The 19,251-nt window shown below is 59.9% G+C and carries 15 protein-coding genes and 2 riboswitches; of the genes, 9 read left to right on the top strand and 6 right to left on the bottom strand.

All coding sequences use genetic code 11. From position 1 onward, the window contains the following. Window positions 1-2 precede the first annotated feature (2 nt). A complete protein-coding gene (gene cobW / locus F8N44_RS18095; protein WP_016984348.1) occupies window positions 3-1,076 on the bottom strand; it encodes a cobalamin biosynthesis protein CobW in 1,074 nt (357 codons plus the stop codon). A gap of 98 nt (window positions 1,077-1,174) precedes the next feature. Beyond that, a riboswitch (cobalamin riboswitch) is annotated at window positions 1,175-1,387 on the bottom strand. A gap of 1,036 nt (window positions 1,388-2,423) precedes the next feature. Continuing rightward, a riboswitch (cobalamin riboswitch) is annotated at window positions 2,424-2,646 on the top strand. Window positions 2,647-2,769: 123 nt separating this feature from the next. Between cobW and F8N44_RS18090 the strand changes: the two genes are divergently transcribed. The 4 genes from F8N44_RS18090 (at window position 2,770) to cobM (ending at window position 4,918) form a co-directional block, all read left to right on the top strand. After that, window positions 2,770-2,967 carry a CbtB domain-containing protein gene (locus F8N44_RS18090; RefSeq protein WP_110719158.1) on the top strand — a complete coding sequence of 66 codons (198 nt, stop codon included), beginning with the start codon at window positions 2,770-2,772 and terminating at the stop codon, window positions 2,965-2,967. A gap of 11 nt (window positions 2,968-2,978) precedes the next feature. Continuing rightward, a complete protein-coding gene (locus tag F8N44_RS18085; RefSeq protein WP_150651243.1) occupies window positions 2,979-3,680 on the top strand; it encodes a CbtA family protein in 702 nt (233 codons plus the stop codon). After that, window positions 3,677-4,090 carry a cobalamin biosynthesis protein gene (locus F8N44_RS18080; RefSeq protein WP_150651242.1) on the top strand — a complete coding sequence of 138 codons (414 nt, stop codon included), beginning with the start codon at window positions 3,677-3,679 and terminating at the stop codon, window positions 4,088-4,090. The genes F8N44_RS18085 and F8N44_RS18080 overlap by 4 nt, the downstream gene beginning before the upstream one ends. An 81-nt stretch (window positions 4,091-4,171) precedes the next feature. Beyond that, complete coding sequence (gene cobM, locus F8N44_RS18075; protein WP_150651241.1) at window positions 4,172-4,918, top strand: precorrin-4 C(11)-methyltransferase; 747 nt, start codon at window positions 4,172-4,174, stop codon at window positions 4,916-4,918. Window positions 4,919-5,062: 144 nt separating this feature from the next. Here cobM and nfuA read toward each other — a convergent pair whose 3' ends face one another. The 3 genes from nfuA to F8N44_RS18060 all read right to left on the bottom strand — a co-directional run bounded on the left by nfuA (window position 5,063) and on the right by F8N44_RS18060 (window position 9,216). After that, on the bottom strand, window positions 5,063-5,647 hold the full coding sequence (nfuA, locus tag F8N44_RS18070; RefSeq protein ID WP_007912592.1) for a Fe-S biogenesis protein NfuA: 585 nt from the start codon (window positions 5,645-5,647) through the stop codon (window positions 5,063-5,065). A 57-nt stretch (window positions 5,648-5,704) separates the two neighbouring features. Continuing rightward, on the bottom strand, window positions 5,705-6,727 hold the full coding sequence (locus tag F8N44_RS18065) for an acyltransferase family protein (RefSeq protein WP_150651240.1): 1,023 nt from the start codon (window positions 6,725-6,727) through the stop codon (window positions 5,705-5,707). Between the two features lie 182 nt (window positions 6,728-6,909). Next, entirely contained in the window at window positions 6,910-9,216 is a 2,307-nt protein-coding gene (locus tag F8N44_RS18060) for a fatty acid cis/trans isomerase (RefSeq protein WP_150651239.1), read from the bottom strand. Between the two features lie 154 nt (window positions 9,217-9,370). Here F8N44_RS18060 and metH point away from each other — a divergent pair, with 154 nt between their 5' ends. Further along, window positions 9,371-13,081 (top strand): methionine synthase, encoded by a 3,711-nt coding sequence (metH, locus tag F8N44_RS18055; RefSeq protein WP_150651238.1) that lies wholly within the window; start codon window positions 9,371-9,373, stop codon window positions 13,079-13,081. Window positions 13,082-13,260: 179 nt separating this feature from the next. Next, entirely contained in the window at window positions 13,261-13,479 is a 219-nt protein-coding gene (locus F8N44_RS18050; RefSeq protein WP_150651237.1) for a DUF2970 domain-containing protein, read from the top strand. Window positions 13,480-13,484: 5 nt separating this feature from the next. Here F8N44_RS18050 and F8N44_RS18045 read toward each other — a convergent pair whose 3' ends face one another. After that, window positions 13,485-14,558 (bottom strand): ABC transporter substrate-binding protein, encoded by a 1,074-nt coding sequence (locus tag F8N44_RS18045; RefSeq protein WP_150651236.1) that lies wholly within the window; start codon window positions 14,556-14,558, stop codon window positions 13,485-13,487. A gap of 524 nt (window positions 14,559-15,082) precedes the next feature. Between F8N44_RS18045 and F8N44_RS18040 the strand changes: the two genes are divergently transcribed. Together F8N44_RS18040 and F8N44_RS18035 are read left to right on the top strand one after the other, a co-directional pair. Further along, window positions 15,083-16,741 (top strand): nitrite/sulfite reductase, encoded by a 1,659-nt coding sequence (locus F8N44_RS18040; RefSeq protein WP_105708966.1) that lies wholly within the window; start codon window positions 15,083-15,085, stop codon window positions 16,739-16,741. Further along, a complete protein-coding gene (locus F8N44_RS18035) occupies window positions 16,725-17,219 on the top strand; it encodes a DUF934 domain-containing protein (RefSeq protein ID WP_150651235.1) in 495 nt (164 codons plus the stop codon). Before F8N44_RS18040 ends, F8N44_RS18035 begins: the two co-directional genes overlap by 17 nt. A gap of 68 nt (window positions 17,220-17,287) precedes the next feature. On the opposite strand, the gene sohB is transcribed toward F8N44_RS18035, so the two are convergent. Further along, complete coding sequence (gene sohB / locus F8N44_RS18030) at window positions 17,288-18,319, bottom strand: protease SohB (protein WP_077573155.1); 1,032 nt, start codon at window positions 18,317-18,319, stop codon at window positions 17,288-17,290. A 204-nt stretch (window positions 18,320-18,523) separates the two neighbouring features. Between sohB and F8N44_RS18025 the strand changes: the two genes are divergently transcribed. Further along, a complete protein-coding gene (locus F8N44_RS18025; RefSeq protein ID WP_150651234.1) occupies window positions 18,524-19,234 on the top strand; it encodes a histidine phosphatase family protein in 711 nt (236 codons plus the stop codon). Window positions 19,235-19,251 lie beyond the last annotated feature (17 nt).

The following is a 19,251-nucleotide window of genomic DNA, read 5'->3' as shown; positions in this document are numbered from 1 at the left end:
GTTTAAACGCTGAGCGCGGCGCGCAGTTGCGCTTCGAGTTGGGCGGCGTCGAGTTCCTGACCGATCAATACCAGACGGGTGACGCGCGCTTCCTCGGCGCCCCACTGACGGTCGAAATGCTTGTCGAAACGCGTGCCGACGCCTTGGATCAGCAGGCGCATTGGCTTGTTTGGAATGGCCGCAAAGCCCTTCACGCGCAAGATGCCGTGCTTGACCACCAGTTGCGTCAGCGCGTCGAGCAGCAGGCTTTCGTCGGCTTGCGGCAGTTCGATGGAGATTGAATCGAAGGCGTCGTGATCGTGGTCATCGTGATCGTCATCGCCTTCACCGTGATGATGGTCGTGATGGCTGTGGCGGCTGTCGATGTGTTCTTCGGAACCGGCGCCGAGGCCGATCAACACGTCCAGTGGCAGACGGCCGTTGCTGGCTTCGATGATTTTCACCGCTGGCGGCAATTCTTCGGCGACTTCAGCGCGGACGCGAGCGAGGTCTTCCGGGCTGGTCTGGTCGGCCTTGTTCAGGATCACCAGGTCAGCGCTGGCCAGTTGGTCGGCGAACAGTTCGTGCAGCGGCGATTCGTGATCGAGGTTCGGGTCGAGTTTGCGCTGCGCATCGACTTGATCCGGGAACGCCGCGAAGGTGCCAGCGGCCACTGCCGGGCTGTCGACCACGGTGATCACCGCGTCAACGGTGCAGGCGCTGCGGATTTCCGGCCACTGGAAGGCTTGCACCAGTGGTTTCGGCAGGGCCAGGCCCGAGGTTTCGATAAGGATGTGGTCGAGGTCACCGCGACGTGCGACCAGTTCACGCATCACCGGGAAGAACTCTTCCTGAACGGTGCAGCACAGGCAGCCGTTGGCCAGTTCGTAAACGCGGCCGGTGGCTTCTTCTTCGGTGCAGCCGATGGTGCACTGTTTGAGGATTTCACCGTCGATGCCCAACTCGCCAAACTCGTTGACGATCACCGCGATGCGACGGCCCTGAGCGTTATCGAGCATGTGCCGCAGCAGCGTGGTTTTGCCCGAGCCGAGGAAGCCGGTGACGATGGTGACGGGGAGTTTGGCCAGTGTTTTCATCGGTATGCCCTTTGGCAAGCGGCGGGCATACGGGACGAGAACCGGCAACGCGCGTGCGCGCCGGAAGCGTTCGCCACCGGATCACCCCGCCCGGTTGTAGTGAGAATCTGTGACGAGGCAGGTCTCCTGGCTGACGGTGTTCAGGCGCTGGGCCTGGCGTTGGCTGCGCCTTCCCGCTGGCTCATGGGTTGAGCTGGCAGTGGCGTGGCAGCGAACATCACCGTTCACAGTTGCGGGGGCAGCCGCGGCATTGACCGCGTTCCCTTCTTAGCTTCGGCAACGGCCGAAGAACCTCGAAAGCGCAAGGCTACGCATGGCTTGCTTATGGGTCAATGCTTTGGGGGTTTTGGATTGGGGGCATATCCGTTGCTGCGGGTGCGGCCGCTGGCGGTTTCGCTCTTACAGCGAGTCACCTTTTCCAAACGCCGAAAAGGTAACCCAAAAGGCTTTGCCCCGGCGTACGGCACTTCGCTGAGGCTCAGTGTTCCCTCGCTACGGTGTCCATCCGGGGGCATCGCCTACGGTTTGCTTCGCTGCACCTCCTCTCGATGAATGCGGCTTCGCCGCACGGCGCTGCGCGCCTACCCCGGATGAACACCTACGCTCGGCCTGCCGAAGGGGCAAAAAGCCAGATCAAAAGCCAGATCAAGAGCCAAAGCCAGATCAAGAGCCCCTCACCCTAGCCCTCTCCCGGAGGGAGAGGGGACTAATCGCGGTGTTTGGGAGAGCTACGCCGACGTGCGATACCGCGTTGAACTCAGGCTTTGAAAAGCAAAGATCACAAAAAAGATCAAGAGCCCCTCACCCTAGCCCTCTCCCCAAGGGAGAGGGGACTGACCGAGGTGTTTGGGAGAGATACGCCGACGTGCGATACCGAGTTGAACTCAAGCTTTGAAAAGCCCAAAAATCGGCTCCCTCTCCCTCGGGAGAGGGCTGGGGTGAGGGGCAGCAAACAACGCAATCAAAAGCCGAACACCCGCGCTCTTCACCACTCAATAGGCCGAGTGTCAGCTCGCCTGCTCTTGATCTTGATCCACGGGCGACGTCGGAAGGCTGAGTGGAGGGATTGATCCGGGCGTGGGAGCGCAGCGACCGTTTGGCGCAGCCAAACACAGCGGGAGTAGGTGCAGCGAAGCAAACCGGAGACGCTGCGCCCGGATCGATCCCGCAGCGAAGGAACCCCGAGCCCCAGCGAGCGGGCCGCACGCAGGAGCAAGCGTTTTTTGCTTACTTTTTTTGGCGTTTGAAAAAAAGTGAGTCGCCGTAAGGGCGAAACCGTAATCAGCAACACCCGCAGCAACGGATCAGCCCCCCACCAAATTGACTAAAATCCCCAACCCATGCTCTCCTACACAACTTGTTACGGGTGCCCTTCACAGGGTGAAACGGGAAACCGGTGAATCATGTGCTTTACTCAGAGCCATGTCAGTCCGGTGCTGCCCCCGCAACGGTAAGCGAGCGAAGCGTCAAAACCACTGTGTCTGTACGGCATGGGAAGGTGACGCTTGCAGGTCGGCCTGACGCCAACCCCTCGTGAGCCCGGAGACCGGCCCGCAACACACAGCCCGCACCTCGTGCGTCGCTGAACATAACAAACCCGCGGTGGGCGGGCGCTGTTCGAACCTCTGCGAGCCCGACCCGCAGGGGTCTTCATGCGCTCAAATCACCCGCTGACACTCCAGAGGGAAGCGCCATGTCGATCATCAGCAGCACCGGCAGCAACACGGACAAAATCTCCAGCACCGCCACCCTGAGCCAACGCCTGGCCGCCGCGATCTTTGCGTCGATCCTCGGCGCCAGCCTGGTCTACTTCGCCGGTTTCTCGCACATCGAAGCGGTGCACAACGCCGCCCACGATACCCGCCACAGCGCCGCGTTCCCGTGCCACTGAGACCTGTCGACATGATCAAGCGTATTGCGCAAACCGCAGGTTTCACTGGTCTGCTGGCCGCCCTGCTCCTCACTCTGCTGCAAAGTTTCTGGGTGTCGCCGCTGATCCTTCAGGCGGAAACCTTCGAGAAAGCCGAACCGGTCGCTGAAGTTCATGAACACGCCGCCGGCAGCGCTGCGCACACCCACGATGCTGAAGCTTGGGAGCCGGAAGACGGCTGGCAGCGTGTGGTCTCGACCACTGGTGGCAATTTGGTGGTGGCGGTGGGTTTCGCCCTGATGCTCGCGGGCCTGTACACCCTGCGCGCGCCAACCAAAACCTCGCAAGGTCTGCTCTGGGGCCTGGCCGGTTACGCAACATTCGTACTGGCACCGACGATGGGCCTGCCACCTGAATTGCCGGGCACTGCCGCTGCTGATCTGGCCTCACGCCAGATGTGGTGGATCGGCACGGCCGCGTCGACCGCGGTCGGCCTGTCGTTGATCGCGTTCAGCCGTCACTGGCTGATGAAAGTCCTCGGTGTGGCCATCCTTGCTGTGCCCCACGTAATCGGCGCACCCCAGCCGGAAGTGCATTCGATGCTCGCTCCCGAGGCATTGGAAGCCCAGTTCAAAATCGCTTCGCAGTTGACCAACGTAGTGTTCTGGCTGGCCCTCGGCCTGATCAGCGCCTGGTTGTTCCGCCGCAAAAGCGATGGCCAATACCACGCATGACCGATGACAGCGCAGCGCCGACCTTTGTAGTCGGCCTGGGCTGCCAGCGCGGCTGCCCGGCCAGCACGCTGCGCGCGTTACTTGATCAGGCGTTACAGGCACATCGGATTGAGCTGCAAGCGGTCAAGGCCTTGGCCAGTATCGACCTGAAGCGTGATGAGCCCGGTCTACAGGAACTCGCCGCACAGTTGGCGCTGCCGTTGCTGTACTTCAGCAGCGAAGAATTGGCCAGTTATCAGGAACGACTCAGCCACCGTTCCGAGATCGCTTACGAACGGACCGGTTGCTATGGCGTCGCCGAAAGTGCCGCGCTGGCCCTTGCCGAACAGCTGATTCAGGCACCGGCAAAACTGCTGATTTCCCGGCAAAAATACGCTCAGGCCACCTTCGCATTGGCCGGCGCGGCATAAATTCCCGATAATCCCCGCCACCGATCATGAGCAATCTTCATCTGAAGCGATTGCCGTGCCCCTTTTTCACAGGATTCAACCATGACCGTCTACTTCATCGGTGCCGGCCCCGGCGACCCGGAATTGATCACCGTCAAAGGCCAGCGGCTGATCCGCAGCTGCCCGGTGATTATCTACGCAGGCTCGTTGGTGCCGGCGGCGGTGCTCGACGGCCATCAAGCCGAGACGGTGGTCAACAGCGCTGAATTGCATCTGGAACAGATCATCGAATTGATCAAAACCGCCCACGCCAACGGTGATGATGTGGCGCGCGTGCATTCCGGTGATCCGAGCCTGTATGGCGCGATTGGTGAGCAGATTCGCTATCTGCGCGAGCTGAATATTCCATTCGAGATCATTCCCGGTGTGACGGCGACGGCAGCCTGCGCCGCGTTGCTCGGTGCGGAACTGACGTTGCCGGACGTCTCGCAAAGCGTGATTCTGACCCGCTACGCCGATAAAACCGCGATGCCGGCCGGTGAGGAACTGGGCAGCCTGGCGCAACATGGCGCGACCATGGCGATTCATCTGGGCGTTAACCATTTGCCGAAGATTCTGGTGGAACTGCTGCCGCATTACGGCGCGGATTGCCCGATTGCGGTCATTCACCGGGCGACGTGGCCGGATCAGGATTGGGTGGTCGGGACGCTGGCCGATATCGCCGGGAAGGTTGAGGCCAAAGGTTTTCGGCGTACGGCGTTGATTCTGGTCGGGCGGGTTTTGGGCAGTGAAGTGTTTAGCGAGTCATCGCTGTATCGCGCGGGGCATGCGCACCTTTATCGCCCTTGAAGGCCACTTCGCAAGCAGGCTCGCTCCCACATTGGGAATGCGATCAAATGTGGGAGCGAGCTTGCTCGCGAAGGCTTTCTTGAATTTCAGGCATAAAAAAACGGCGCTCACGGGGCGCCGTTTTTCATGTCCGCAGCGAACACCTTAGTAGTAGGCGTTTTCTTTCTGCGTATGGTCGGTCACGTCGCGAACGCCCTTCAGTTCAGGGATGCGCTCGAGCAAAGTGCGCTCGATGCCTTCCTTCAAGGTCACGTCCGCCTGGCCGCAGCCCTGGCAACCGCCACCGAACTGCAGAACGGCGATGCCGTCTTCAACCACATCGATCAGGCTGACCTGACCGCCGTGGCTGGCCAGCCCCGGGTTGATTTCGGTTTGCAGGTAGTAGTTGATGCGCTCGTTGACCGGGCTGTCGGCGTTGACCATCGGGACTTTGGCGTTTGGCGCCTTGATAGTCAGCTGGCCGCCCATACGGTCGGTGGCGTAATCGACAACGGCGTCGTCGAGAAACGCTTCGCTGAAGTGATCGATATAAGCGGTGAAGCTTTTCAGCCCCAGCGCGGTGTCTTCAGGTTTTTCTTCGCCCGGCTTGCAGTAGGCAATGCAGGTTTCGGCGTACTGGGTGCCAGGCTGGGTGATGAAGACGCGGATGCCGATGCCCGGGGTGTTCTGCTTGGAGAGCAGATCAGCCAGGTAATCGTGGGCGGCGTCGGTAATGGTAATAGCGGTCATGGAAACTCCTCGCAGGCTTGGGCGCAGTTTACGCCAATCGTTGCGCCGGACAAAGTCCTAGTATTTTTGTCGGGAAAGATTCTCGTCGGGCTCGTCATCAACACGAGCCTTGAGCCAGCGATAGCTGCGTTTTTCCACCCATTCGTAGCTCAGCCACGAGCCAACGCCGATCGCCAGCGCGCACACGACAAACATCAGATACGGGTTGACACCGTAGCGCCGCGCGATAAATCCACCCACCGACAGCACCAGAACGTGCATCAAGTACACCGAATACGAGCAATCGCCGAGCAGTTTGAGCACACGGCTGCGCTCGACATAACGCTCAAGCGAGATACACGCCATCACCAGCACCGCACTCGGCACGCCCCAGTTGAGCAGTCTCGGCGCCGGCGCCAAGTGATAAATCGTTAGCAACGCCACGACGATGGCCGCCAGTGGCAGCCACAGTCCTGCACCGATCCAGCCCCGGCGATAGAGCATGCCGATGCCGATCCCCAGCAGAAACTCATAGACGATGTCCGAACGGTAAAACTCGCTTATCCAGCCAAACCCGGTCCACGCCTGACTCACTGCAAACAGCAATGCCGCGACCACCAACAGGCGCACCTGCAGGCGGAACAGCAACGCCCAGGCAAACAGCACGTAAAACAGGATTTCGTAATTCAGCGTCCAGCCGACATTCAGCGTCGGATAGAAGCCGTAGCCGCCGGGGTTCTCAGTCGGGATGAACAGCAACGACAACAGCAAATGGCCCCAGTCCACCGTTTGATCCGGCAGCAACGGCTGGGCGAACACCACCAGCAGTGCCATCAACAGCGTGTACAGCCAGTACGCCGGGACGATGCGAAACAGGCGGTAAAGCAGAAAGCGCGCCGGCGGCAGCGGTTTGTTTTCGGTCGAGAGGAAAATCACCAGGCCGCTGATGACAAAGAAGATATCGACGCCCACCGCGCCCTTGTCGATGAACAGCTGCCCGATGGGCCCACGTGCCTGAAATTCGAAGAAGATCTGCATGAAGTGATGGCAGACCACCGTCCACGCGGCAAGCGCACGCAGGGCTTGCACTGAAATCAACATCGGCCGCTCCCGATCACAATTGCAAAAACACCACTTCAACCTGTGGGAGCGAGCCTGCTCGCGAAAGCGACGGCACTTTCAATGTATTCGGTGCCTGACACTCCGCCTTCGCGAGCAGGCTCGCTCCCACAGGGGATTTGTTGTGTTACCTGAAGCTATGACAGTCGGCCTGTTTCAAACGATCAAAGATTCTCGTAGCGGTTCATGTCCAGTACGCCCTCTTCCACCGGGTCGGTTTCGTGCAGATACTGGCTCAGATCATGGAAATAGAACCAGAATTGCGGATGACTGCGACGGATTCCCCAGCGTTCGACGATTTTCTCGAAGCGATTGGCATCCTTGGCGTTTTCCATGGCATCGACAAATTCAGGCACTTGAGCGGCAGGGATATTGAAGATGAAATTCGGATAACTGCTGAGCACGCCCGGATAAATCGTGAGGGTGTCCAGCCCAGGCTGATAGCGCAGTGATTCACCGAGCAGGAACGCTACGTTACTGTGCGCGCGGTTGCGCAGCAGGCTGTAGACCTCGCGTTTGCCGCTGGCGGTTTCAATGCGCAGCATCGTTGCTTCCGGCAACTGATCGATAACCTTCAAACCGGCCGCCGGACGCGAGGTCAGACGGCTCAGCGCCTGTTCGGCATTTTGCAACGCAGGGTCGATATTCGGCCGCGAGCAGTAAGCGCCATCGCAGCGATTGATCGGATCCGGGCGCGCATTGAGATCACCGTAACGCACCAGCAATTGCATGGCGAAGTCGTATTTCGGATCCTTCTCATCGAGCTTCAGCGCGGTCGGCTTGTCGTCGTCAATCGCCTCATAATCGAGCCACATCTTGAACTGGCCGCTGCTCTGGTACCAATCGTCGAGGTAATCCTCGCGAGAATCGGCCGGCATCAGGCGCAGGAAGTTTTGCTCGGCGCCGTTGCGGATCAGGTCGAAATACAGACGGGTTTGTGCCTGATGCGAGACGTTGCCGAACACATCGAAGTTGACCGCCAACTGGTAATAGGTGCGCTCGAGCAAGGGAAAGTCGAACAGCCACATTGTCTGCGGCACCTCGCCGATCAGGCCTTTGGTCACCGAAGCGCTGTCGAAGTGGCGGAAAATGCTCAGCAACGCGTTGTCGTTGCCGGCCCACAGGGTCGACCAGCTCGGCGCGGGCACATCGGCGTAGCTGTCGCGACGCAAAGCCTCGTACTCGTTCCTTTTGTTGCGGTAGTTGTGCCACAGGCTCAAAACGCTGCCGACATCGTCGTTCTGCCCGGGCATGGCCAACAGCGGCGTGGCCTGCCCGCGATAGTTCGGGTCGGTGATATAGAGATCGTGTTCCGGCGCCTGGAACAGCGCCCAGAAGTTGTCACGAATCACATCGGTTGCGATCTGCCCACGGCACACCGGGCCGCGAATAAAGGTGCGGACAAAGTATTCGGCGTTATCGAGCATGAACTGATAACGCGCCTGCGCCGGAATCGCCTCGAAGGTGGCAAACGGATTGGCGCGGCTCTGCGGGCCGTAACCGGGCAGCGCGTTGACCTGCCAGTTGCCGCTGTAGAACAGGCTTTTCACCCGCGCCATCTTCGCCGCGCTCAGTGGATAGGTGATGTGGGTTTTGTGCACGATCACCCCTTGCACCGGCCACAAGCGGTAATACACCTGCGTGCCCGGATCGTCGTTGGGGCGACGGGTGGCGATCAGGTCGATCGGCTGACCGCTCGGCGTACGCGAACGCACCCACTGGAAGTAATGCCCCGGCTCGCCATCCTTGAAATAGAGGTGCGCGAGGTACAAGTGCTCGTACAGCCAACGTCCGACCAGACTCTGCCGGGCGCCGGGAGTATTGAGCAGATTTTCCCACTGGACGATTTGCAGCGCCTCTTTCGCGCTCGGCGCCAGGCTTTGCTCGTCAATCGGCGCACCTGACGCCAGCCAACGCTGCAACGTCTGATACTGCTGATCGGTCAGCCCGGTGACCGCCAGCGGCATGCCTTCTTTTGGGTGGGCGCCGGCATAGCCTTCGAACTCGGCGGGCAGCGCGCACATATTCTGGCGGTTCAGGCCCAGCACGATGTCTTGCGGGAGTTTGGCGTTGGGTGTCAGCGGCGTTTTGTGACCCAGCTCCAGCATGCGCGCCATCAGCGCGGCCTGACTGCCCTGCGCATCTAGCACCGAATAGAAGTCTTTCTGCTGCCAGGCGCGTTTGCCGAAGGCGTCGTAAAACAATCGGGTGGTCGGCGCCGCGACGGTGCGCTCGCCGTCATACACCGGCATTTTGCTCGCACCACGGGCCGCGCCCTCGCCACTGCCCAGATTGAGTTGGCAGGCCGAGTCGTAGCACGCATGGCAGGCCACGCACTTCTCGGTGAAAATTGGCTGGATGTCGCGGACGTACGAAATCGAAGAAGAAATGGCCGGTGCAGTCGCTGGCTCTTGCGCCACGGCGCCCCAGCTGAGAAACAGCAACACAAAACCCATGACGCGGTAAGACATGCTACTGATCCCGATTGTTAAAAAACGCCGCGATTCTACAGTATGACGCCCGTACCAACATGAGCGATATTCATGCAAAAGCCCCGCATGCTCTAAAAGCGCACAGGTTTGCTATGATCCCGCTCCTTCGTAATGGTCTTTCCGAGTAGTCCAAATGTCCGATCGCAGCGTCCGCCTTCAAGCTCTCAAGCAAGCTCTCAAAGAGCGCATCCTGATACTCGACGGCGGTATGGGCACGATGATCCAGAGCTACAAGCTCGAAGAGCAGGATTATCGCGGCAAGCGCTTCGCGGACTGGCCGAGTGACGTCAAGGGCAACAACGACCTGCTGGTGATCACCCGTCCGGACGTGATCGGCGGCATCGAGAAAGCCTACCTGGATGCCGGTGCCGACATCCTCGAAACCAACACCTTCAACGCCACGCGCATTTCCATGGCCGACTACGGTATGGAAGAGCTGGCCTACGAGTTAAACGTAGAAGGCGCACGTCTGGCCCGCAAGGTCGCCGACGCCAAGACCGCCGAGAACCCGGCCAAGCCGCGTTTCGTCGCCGGCGTGCTCGGCCCGACCAGCCGCACCTGCTCGCTGTCGCCGGACGTCAACAACCCCGGCTATCGCAACGTCACCTTTGATGAGCTGGTGGAGAACTACACCGAAGCCACCAAAGGGCTGATCGAGGGCGGCGCCGACCTGATTCTGATCGAAACCATTTTCGACACCCTCAATGCCAAAGCGGCGATCTTCGCCGTGCAGGGCGTGTTCGAAGAGCTGCACCTCGAACTGCCGATCATGATTTCCGGCACTATCACCGACGCCTCCGGCCGCACCCTGTCGGGCCAGACCACCGAAGCGTTCTGGAACTCCGTGGCACACGCCAAGCCGATCTCCGTCGGTCTCAACTGCGCGCTCGGCGCCAGTGAACTGCGTCCGTACCTGGAAGAGCTGTCGAACAAGGCCAGCACTCACGTTTCCGCGCACCCGAACGCCGGCCTGCCGAACGAGTTCGGCGAGTACGACGAACTGCCGTCGCAAACCGCGAAAGTCATCGAAGAATTCGCCCAGAGCGGCTTCCTCAACATCGTCGGCGGTTGCTGTGGCACCACGCCGGGGCACATCGAAGCGATCGCCAAAGCCGTCGCCGGTTACGCACCGCGGCAGATTCCGGACATCCCCAAGGCGTGCCGCCTCTCGGGTCTGGAGCCGTTCACCATCGATCGCAACTCGCTGTTCGTTAACGTCGGCGAACGCACCAACATCACCGGCTCGGCGAAATTCGCCCGCCTGATCCGTGAAGACAACTACACCGAAGCGCTGGAAGTCGCCCTGCAACAGGTCGAGGCTGGCGCGCAGGTGATCGACATCAACATGGACGAAGGCATGCTCGATTCGAAGAAGGCCATGGTGACCTTCCTCAATCTGATCGCCGGTGAACCGGACATCTCGCGCGTGCCGATCATGATCGACTCGTCGAAATGGGAAGTGATCGAAGCCGGCCTCAAGTGCATTCAGGGCAAGGGCATCGTCAACTCGATCAGCATGAAAGAAGGCGTCGAGCAGTTCATCCACCACGCCAAACTGTGCAAGCGCTACGGCGCGGCGGTAGTGGTGATGGCGTTCGACGAAGCCGGCCAGGCCGACACCGAAGCGCGCAAAAAAGAAATCTGCAAACGCTCCTACGACATTCTGGTCAACGAAGTCGGCTTCCCACCGGAAGACATCATCTTCGACCCGAACATCTTCGCCGTCGCCACCGGTATCGAAGAACACAACAATTACGCGGTCGACTTCATCAACGCCTGCGCCTACATCCGCGACGAACTGCCATATGCGCTGACTTCGGGCGGCGTGTCCAACGTGTCGTTCTCGTTCCGCGGCAACAACCCGGTGCGCGAGGCGATCCACTCGGTGTTCCTGCTCTACGCCATCCGCGCGGGCCTGACCATGGGCATCGTCAACGCCGGGCAGCTGGAGATTTACGACCAGATCCCGCAAGAGCTGCGCGACGCCGTGGAAGACGTGATCCTCAACCGCACGCCGGAAGGCACCGACGCCCTCCTCGCCATCGCCGACAAGTACAAGGGCGATGGCAGCGTCAAGGAAGCCGAAACCGAAGAGTGGCGCAGCTGGGAGGTCAACAAGCGTCTGGAACATGCGCTGGTAAAAGGCATCACCACGCACATCGTTGAAGACACCGAAGAGTCGCGTCAGTCGTTCGCCCGCCCGATCGAAGTGATCGAAGGCCCGCTGATGTCCGGCATGAACATCGTTGGCGACCTGTTCGGCGCCGGCAAAATGTTCCTGCCGCAAGTGGTGAAATCCGCCCGTGTGATGAAGCAGGCCGTGGCGCACTTGATCCCGTTCATCGAGCTGGAAAAGGGCGACAAGCCGGAAGCCAAGGGCAAGATCCTCATGGCGACCGTGAAAGGTGACGTGCACGACATCGGCAAGAACATTGTCGGCGTGGTGCTCGGATGCAACGGCTATGACATCGTCGACCTCGGCGTGATGGTGCCAGCCGAGAAGATTCTGCAGGTGGCCAAAGAACAGAAGTGCGACATCATCGGTTTGTCCGGTTTGATCACGCCGTCGCTGGATGAAATGGTCCACGTAGCGCGTGAGATGCAGCGTCAGGACTTCCACCTGCCGCTGATGATCGGTGGCGCGACCACTTCCAAAGCGCACACCGCGGTGAAGATCGAACCGAAGTACAGCAACGATGCCGTGGTTTACGTGACCGACGCCTCCCGCGCCGTGGGCGTGGCGACGCAATTGCTGTCGAAAGAGTTGAAGGCCGGCTTCGTCGAGAAAACGCGCCTCGAATACGTCGATGTGCGCGAACGCACCTCGAACCGCAGTGCCCGTACCGAGCGTCTGAGCTACGCCGCCGCGATCGCCAAGAAGCCGCAGTTCGACTGGGCGACCTATCAGCCAGTCAAACCAACCTTTACCGGCAGCAAGGTTCTGGACAACATCGACCTCAAGGTTTTGGCCGAATACATCGACTGGACGCCGTTCTTCATCTCCTGGGATCTGGCCGGCAAATTCCCGCGCATCCTTGAAGACGAAGTGGTCGGTGAAGCCGCCACCGCGCTGTACAAAGACGCGCAAGAGATGCTCGCCAAACTGATCGACGAGAAGCTGATCAGCGCCCGCGCGGTGTTCGGTTTCTGGCCGGCCAATCAGGTGCATGACGACGACATCGAGCTGTACGGCGAGGACGGTCAGCCAATGGCCAAACTGCATCACCTGCGTCAGCAGATCATCAAGACCGACGGCAAACCGAACTTCTCGCTGGCCGACTTCGTGGCGCCGAAGGACAGCGAAGTGACCGACTACGTCGGCGGTTTCATCACCACCGCCGGCATCGGCGCCGAAGAAGTGGCCAAGGCTTACCAGGACGCTGGCGACGACTACAACTCGATCATGGTCAAAGCCCTCGCCGATCGTCTGGCCGAGGCCTGCGCCGAGTGGCTGCACCAGCAAGTGCGTAAAGAGCACTGGGGTTATGCCAAGGACGAAACCCTCGACAACGAAGCGCTGATCAAAGAACAGTACAGCGGCATCCGCCCTGCCCCGGGTTACCCGGCGTGCCCGGATCACACCGAGAAGGCGGCGTTGTTTGCCCTGCTCGATCCGGAAGCTGAAGAGATGCGCGCCGGTCGCAGCGGTGTGTTCCTCACCGAGCACTACGCGATGTTCCCGGCGGCAGCGGTCAGCGGCTGGTACTTCGCCCATCCGCAGGCGCAGTACTTTGCCGTGGGCAAGATCGACAAGGATCAGGTCGCCAGCTACACCTCGCGTAAAGGCCAGGAGTTGAGCGTGACCGAGCGCTGGCTGGCGCCGAACCTCGGCTACGACAACTAATCCAGCTTCAACGCATCACCCTGTGGGAGCGAGCCTGCTCGCGAAAGCGGTCGATCAATCAACATTGATGTTGACTGACACGACGCCTTCGCGAGCAGGCTCGCTCCCACATTTGCTTTTAAGGTGTTCTGCAGAGGGTTGGCTATGCTTGTCTGACACACACGGCAGACGAGGGATTTATGGACGATCCAGTCGACAACAAACCGCCGACCTTCTGGCAGATGCTGCACAGCGTGATGGCGGCGGCGTTTGGGGTGCAAAGCGGCAAGAACCGGGCAAGGGACTTCACCCATGGCAAGCCCAGCCATTTTGTGATGCTGGGGATTCTGTTCACTGCGGTGTTTGCGCTGGCATTGTTTGCCATCGTCAAACTGGTGCTGCATTTCGCCGGGGTCTGACGCGGTCAGCGCATCAGGGTTTGCAAGGTGAACGGGTAGCGGTAGTAATCCGGCTGCCCCTTGGCTGAGAGCTTGCGGAAATTCACGCCGTAGTTCGGCGACTTGCCCATGGCCAGCATTTGGCGGGCCTGACGCTGGTCGATCAGTTGCAGCAACGGAATCTGCCGATCACGGCCGCCGTAGCTATTCAAATCGACACCCTGTTCCACGTCATGCAACTCGACCAATGCCCAGCCGCCCAGGGTGAAATGCCCGCCGACCAACGCGCTCAGGCGCCCGTCGACCAATGCCTGCAAGGCTGCCGGCGAGGTGTTGACCGCGCTGAACAAGGCATCTTTGCCGGGGACTTTGCCCGTCTCGGCGTACGCACGCATCGCGCCGAAGGCCATTTCATCATTGGCCGACCACACCAGCGACACCTTCGGATAACGGGCGAACAGCTGTTTGGCCTGCTCATAGGCGCGTTCTTGCGTCCAGCCGCTGTACACCAGTTGCCGCAGGCGAATCTGTGGATGTTCGGCCAACGCCCGCTGCATGCCGCGCTCGCGCAGTTGCGCCGAAGGGGTTACCTTCAGCCCGGAAAACGCCAGCACTTCAATCGGCTCAGTGCCTGTCGCTGCCGGATGCAGGCGGATCAGCTCTTTCATCATCAAGTAGCCGCCCTCCTCGTCATTCGGCACCAGACTGCCGATGCGATCGTCACGCTCACCGACCAGCGCCTGCTGATCAGGCGTCAACGCGGCGTTGACCATAAACAGCTTCACGCCACTGTACTGGGCCAGGCGCAGGATCTGCGGGGCGACGTATTGTTCGTTGACGAAAATCAGGTATTCGGGACGATTCGGTCCCTGCAACGCCAGGCGTGCCTGCGCCAGGGTCAGTTCGGGCTGGCGCTGGGAATAGAGGATCTGCAAGTCGATACCCAGATCATGGGCGGCCGCCTGCATGAATTGCGAGTAACTGACCCAGAAGGCTTCCTGCGTCGAGCCCGGATTCAGAAACAGCACAGACTCGGCCCGCGTGCTGCTCTGGAACAGCGCACCGAACAACAGAAGACTGATGTGGAAGAGCTTGAACATGAAACATCCGGGCCCAAGGAAAAATGGCCGCGCATTATAGCCATCGATCCACCGGCTATTGATGCCTGATCCCGTTTTTGTCCGACAATTCGTCGGGTGCGGGCCCGGATGGGTCGTTTACTGATGGCTGACCCAGAATACCGCTGTCCCTACTACGAGAATGATCAGGAACAAAATGGCCCACGCATCGACACTGCTGTCGCTTTTTCTTGCCTTGGTCGGATTGCTCATTGCATCGCCTCTTGTCGGTTTTATCGGTGATTGCAGAAAGACTCGACCACAGTTAAGACGATGATTGTCCGCACGACAAATGTGGGTTAGTTGACAGCCATTCTCGTTAGGCGATTTGGTTCTTTCCATATACTCAAACATCACTTTTGCGCATAACTGCAAACAGGTATATTGCCCCGGCTCCCTTAGGGAGCGCGCGGCCGTGCGCGCAGAATTGCAGAGGCACCATCGGACTTCAGCAAGCGAAAACGCAGCGTTTTCCGAGTAGCCCAAAGCCTGAGAACAGGACTTATATGTACGTATACGACGAGTACGATCAGCGGATCATCGAGGACCGCGTCAAGCAGTTCCGTGATCAGACCCGACGCTATCTGGCAGGTGAGCTGAGCGAAGAAGAATTCCGCCCCCTGCGCCTGCAAAATGGCCTGTACATCCAGCGCTTCGCGCCGATGTTGCGTGTGGCGGTGCCTTACGGCCAGCTGACTTCGCGTCAGACGCGCATGATGGCCAAGATTGCCCGCGACTACGACAAGGGCTACGCCCACATCAGTACGCGGCAGAACGTGCAGTTCAACTGGCCGGCGGTGGAAGACATCCCGGACATCCTCGCTGAACTGGCCACCGTGCAGATGCACGCGATCCAGACCAGCGGCAACTGCCTGCGCAACGTCACTACCGACCAGTTCGCCGGCGTCGCCGCCGACGAAGTGATCGACCCGCGCCCATGGTGCGAAATCGTCCGTCAGTGGACGACGTTCCACCCGGAATTCGCCTACCTGCCGCGTAAATTCAAGATCGCCGTCAACGGTTCGACCGCTGACCGTGCCGCCATTGAAGTCCATGACATCGGCCTTGAGCCGGTGCACAACGCCGCTGGCGAACTGGGTTTCCGCGTGCTGGTGGGCGGTGGCCTCGGTCGTACGCCGGTGGTTGGCGCGTTCATCAACGAGTTCCTGCCGTGGCAGGACCTGCTGAGCTACCTCGACGCCATCCTGCGTGTGTACAACCGCTACGGCCGTCGCGACAACAAATACAAGGCGCGGATCAAGATCCTCGTCAAAGCCCTCACGCCTGAAGTGTTTGCGCAGAAAGTCGATGCGGAAATGGAACACCTGCGCGGTGGCCAGACCACATTGACCGACGCTGAACTGCAACGCGTGGCCAAGCACTTCGTCGACCCGGACTACAAAGCGCTGGAAAACCAGACCGCGCAACTCGCCGATCTCGACAAAGAGCATCCGGGTTTCGCTCGCTGGCGCACCCGCAACACCCTGGCGCACAAAAAGCCGGGTTATGTCGCCGTGACCCTGTCGCTGAAGCCGACCGGCGTTGCCCCGGGCGACATCACTGACAAGCAGCTCGATGCCGTCGCCGATCTGGCCGACCGCTACAGCTTCGGTCAACTGCGCACCTCGCACGAGCAGAACATCATTCTGGCGGACGTCGAGCAGAGTCAGTTGTTCACCCTTTGGGGCGAGCTGCGTGAAGGCGGTTTCGCTACGCCGAACATCGGTCTGCTGACCGACATCATCTGCTGCCCTGGCGGTGATTTCTGCTCGCTGGCCAACGCCAAGTCGATCCCGATTGCCGAGTCGATCCAGCGTCGCTTCGACGACCTCGACTACCTGTTCGACATCGGTGAGCTGGATCTGAACATCTCCGGTTGCATGAACGCCTGCGGTCACCACCACGTCGGCCACATCGGCATCCTCGGCGTCGACAAGAAAGGCGAAGAGTTCTATCAGGTCTCCCTCGGCGGCAGCGCCAGCCGTGATGCGAGCCTGGGCAAGATCCTCGGCCCGTCCTTCGCTCAGGAAGCCATGCCTGACGTGATCTCGAAGCTGATCGACGTGTACGTTGAACAACGTACCGAAGACGAGCGCTTCATCGACACCTACCAGCGTATTGGCATCGACCTCTTCAAGGAACGCGTCTATGCAGCGAATCATTAAGAACAACGAGGTCGTCGACGAAACCTGGCACTTGCTGCCCAAGGATTTCAACATCGACGAGATCAGCAACTGCGACGATCTGATCGTGCCGCTGCAACTGTGGCGCGAACATAGCCGCATGCTCAAGGCTCGCGACGGCGGTCTGGGTGTGTGGCTGGACGCCGACGAAGAAGCCGAGGAAATCGGTGAAGACGTCACTGAGTTTCAGGTGATTGCCTTGAACTTCCCGGCGTTCACCGACGGCCGCAACTACTCCAACGCCCGCCTGCTGCGTGACCGTTACGGTTTCAAAGGTGAACTGCGGGCGATTGGCGACGTGCTGCGCGATCAGCTGTTCTACATGCACCGCTGTGGCTTCGACGCCTTTGCCATCCGTGCCGATAAAGACCCGTACGAAGCCCTTGAAGGTCTCAAGGACTTCTCGGTGACCTATCAGGCCGCCACTGACGAGCCGCTGCCGCTGTTCCGTCGCCGCTAAGTCTTCAGGTTTAGCGCGGACAAAAAAACGCCGGTCATGTGACCGGCGTTTTTTTATGCCTGTTCGATTTACCAGAAGCGCTGCTGGGTCAAGCGACTCCACCAGCTCAGCAGCACGCGGTCGACTGAACCGCTGGCAGCCATGCCAATGCGCTCTTGCAGGCTTTTGCGCTCGGCGTAGTGCAGGTGATAGACCTCGGCCTTTTTCGCCCGGTCTGCCAGGTATTCATCGCTGGTCTTGAGTTCATCGACCAGTTGCTTATCCAGCGCCGCAACGCCGAGCCAGACTTCACCGGTCGCCACGTCGTCAATCGCCAGTTGCGGGCGATAGCGGGCGACGAAGTTCTTGAACAGCTGATGAGTGATGTCCAGGTCTTCCTGGAACTTCTCCCGGCCCTTCTCGGTGTTTTCGCCAAACACGGTCAGGGTGCGTTTGTACTCGCCGGCGGTGAGGACTTCAAAGTCGATATCGTGCTTCTTCAGCAAGCGATTGACGTTAGGCAATTGCGCCACTACACCGATCGAACCAAGAATCGCGAACGGCGCGCTGATGATCTTCTCGCCAATGCACGCCATCATGTAGCCGCCGCTGGCCGCGACCTTGTCGATGCACACGGTCAACGGCACGCCGGCCTCGCGAATACGCGCCAGTTGCGACGATGCAAGGCCGTAGCTATGGACCATGCCGCCACCGCTTTCCAGACGCAGGACCACTTCGTCCTTGGGTGTGGCGAGGGTCAGCAGCGCGGTGATTTCATGGCGCAGGCTTTCGGTCGCGGAAGCTTTGATGTCGCCGTCGAAATCGAGGACGAATACGCGGGATTTGGCTTCTGGCTGCTTCTTCTGCTTTTTCGCGCTTTTCTCGGACTTGGCTTCGCCCTTGCGCAAAGCCTTGAGCTGATCCTTGTCGAGCAAAGTCTGCTCCAGCCGCTCACGCAGACCCTTGTAGAAATCATTGAGCTTGCTGACCTGCAACTGACCGGCAGATTTGCGCCGGCCTTTGCTGCGCAATGCAGCAAAACTGGCAAGCACCACCAGAATGGCAATCACCAGAGTGACGGTCTTGGCCAGGAAGCTGGCGTATTCGGTGAAAAACTCCACAGAGACTCCTTAGAACAGTGCGTGGATGTGAAACACACGCGGGATGGCTCCAGCATACCCATGCGCCGGCTCATCGGCCAGCCGTGAAACCTCTGGCAACACCCCTGTAACGGGCATTTCAAACAAGCGTATGTTTTTTCATTGACAGCTACCCGTCATCCTCATAACCTCGCCAAACCTTCAACGTACCGGGATGACGCGGACGTGGGCAGTATCTATTTGATTCGACATGGCCAGGCCTCCTTTGGTGCAGACGACTATGACGTCCTGTCGCCGACCGGTGTGCGTCAGGCAGAAATCCTCGGTCAGCACCTCGCTGAACTGGGGATCAGCTTCGATCGCTGCCTCGCCGGAGACCTGCGTCGTCAGCAGCACACGGCCACCAGCGCGCTGGAACAGTTCGCCGCCAAAGGGCTGTCGGTACCGATCCTGGAAACCGATTCCGCCTTCAACGAATTCGATGCCGATGCGGTGATCCGCGCCCTGCTCCCGGACATGCTGGCGGACGAGCCGGAAGCCCTCGACATCTTGCGCAACGCCGCACAGAACCGTGGCGAATTCCAACGTATTTTCGCCCTGATCATCGAACGCTGGCTGGCCGGCACATACGACACGCCGGGGCTGGAAAGCTGGCTGGGTTTCGTCGAACGCGTCCAGGCCGGGCTGCACCGGATCCTCGATCTGGCCGATAAAAACCAGAAAATCGCCGTGTTCACCTCCGGCGGCACCATCACTGCCCTGCTCCACCTCATTACGCAAATGCCTGCCAGACAGGCCTTTGAATTGAACTGGCAAATCGTCAACACCTCGCTCAACCAGCTGAAGTTCCGCGGTCGCGAGGTGGCTTTGGCCTCCTTCAACAGTCATGCGCATCTGCAGCTGTTGAAGGCTCCGGAACTCATCACTTTTCGCTGAGTCCGGTTAACTGTGAA

This window comes from Pseudomonas fluorescens (assembly GCF_902497745.1).
Lineage (GTDB): Bacteria > Pseudomonadota > Gammaproteobacteria > Pseudomonadales > Pseudomonadaceae > Aquipseudomonas > Aquipseudomonas fluorescens_BM.
This window is presented reverse-complemented; position numbering and strand designations above follow the sequence as displayed.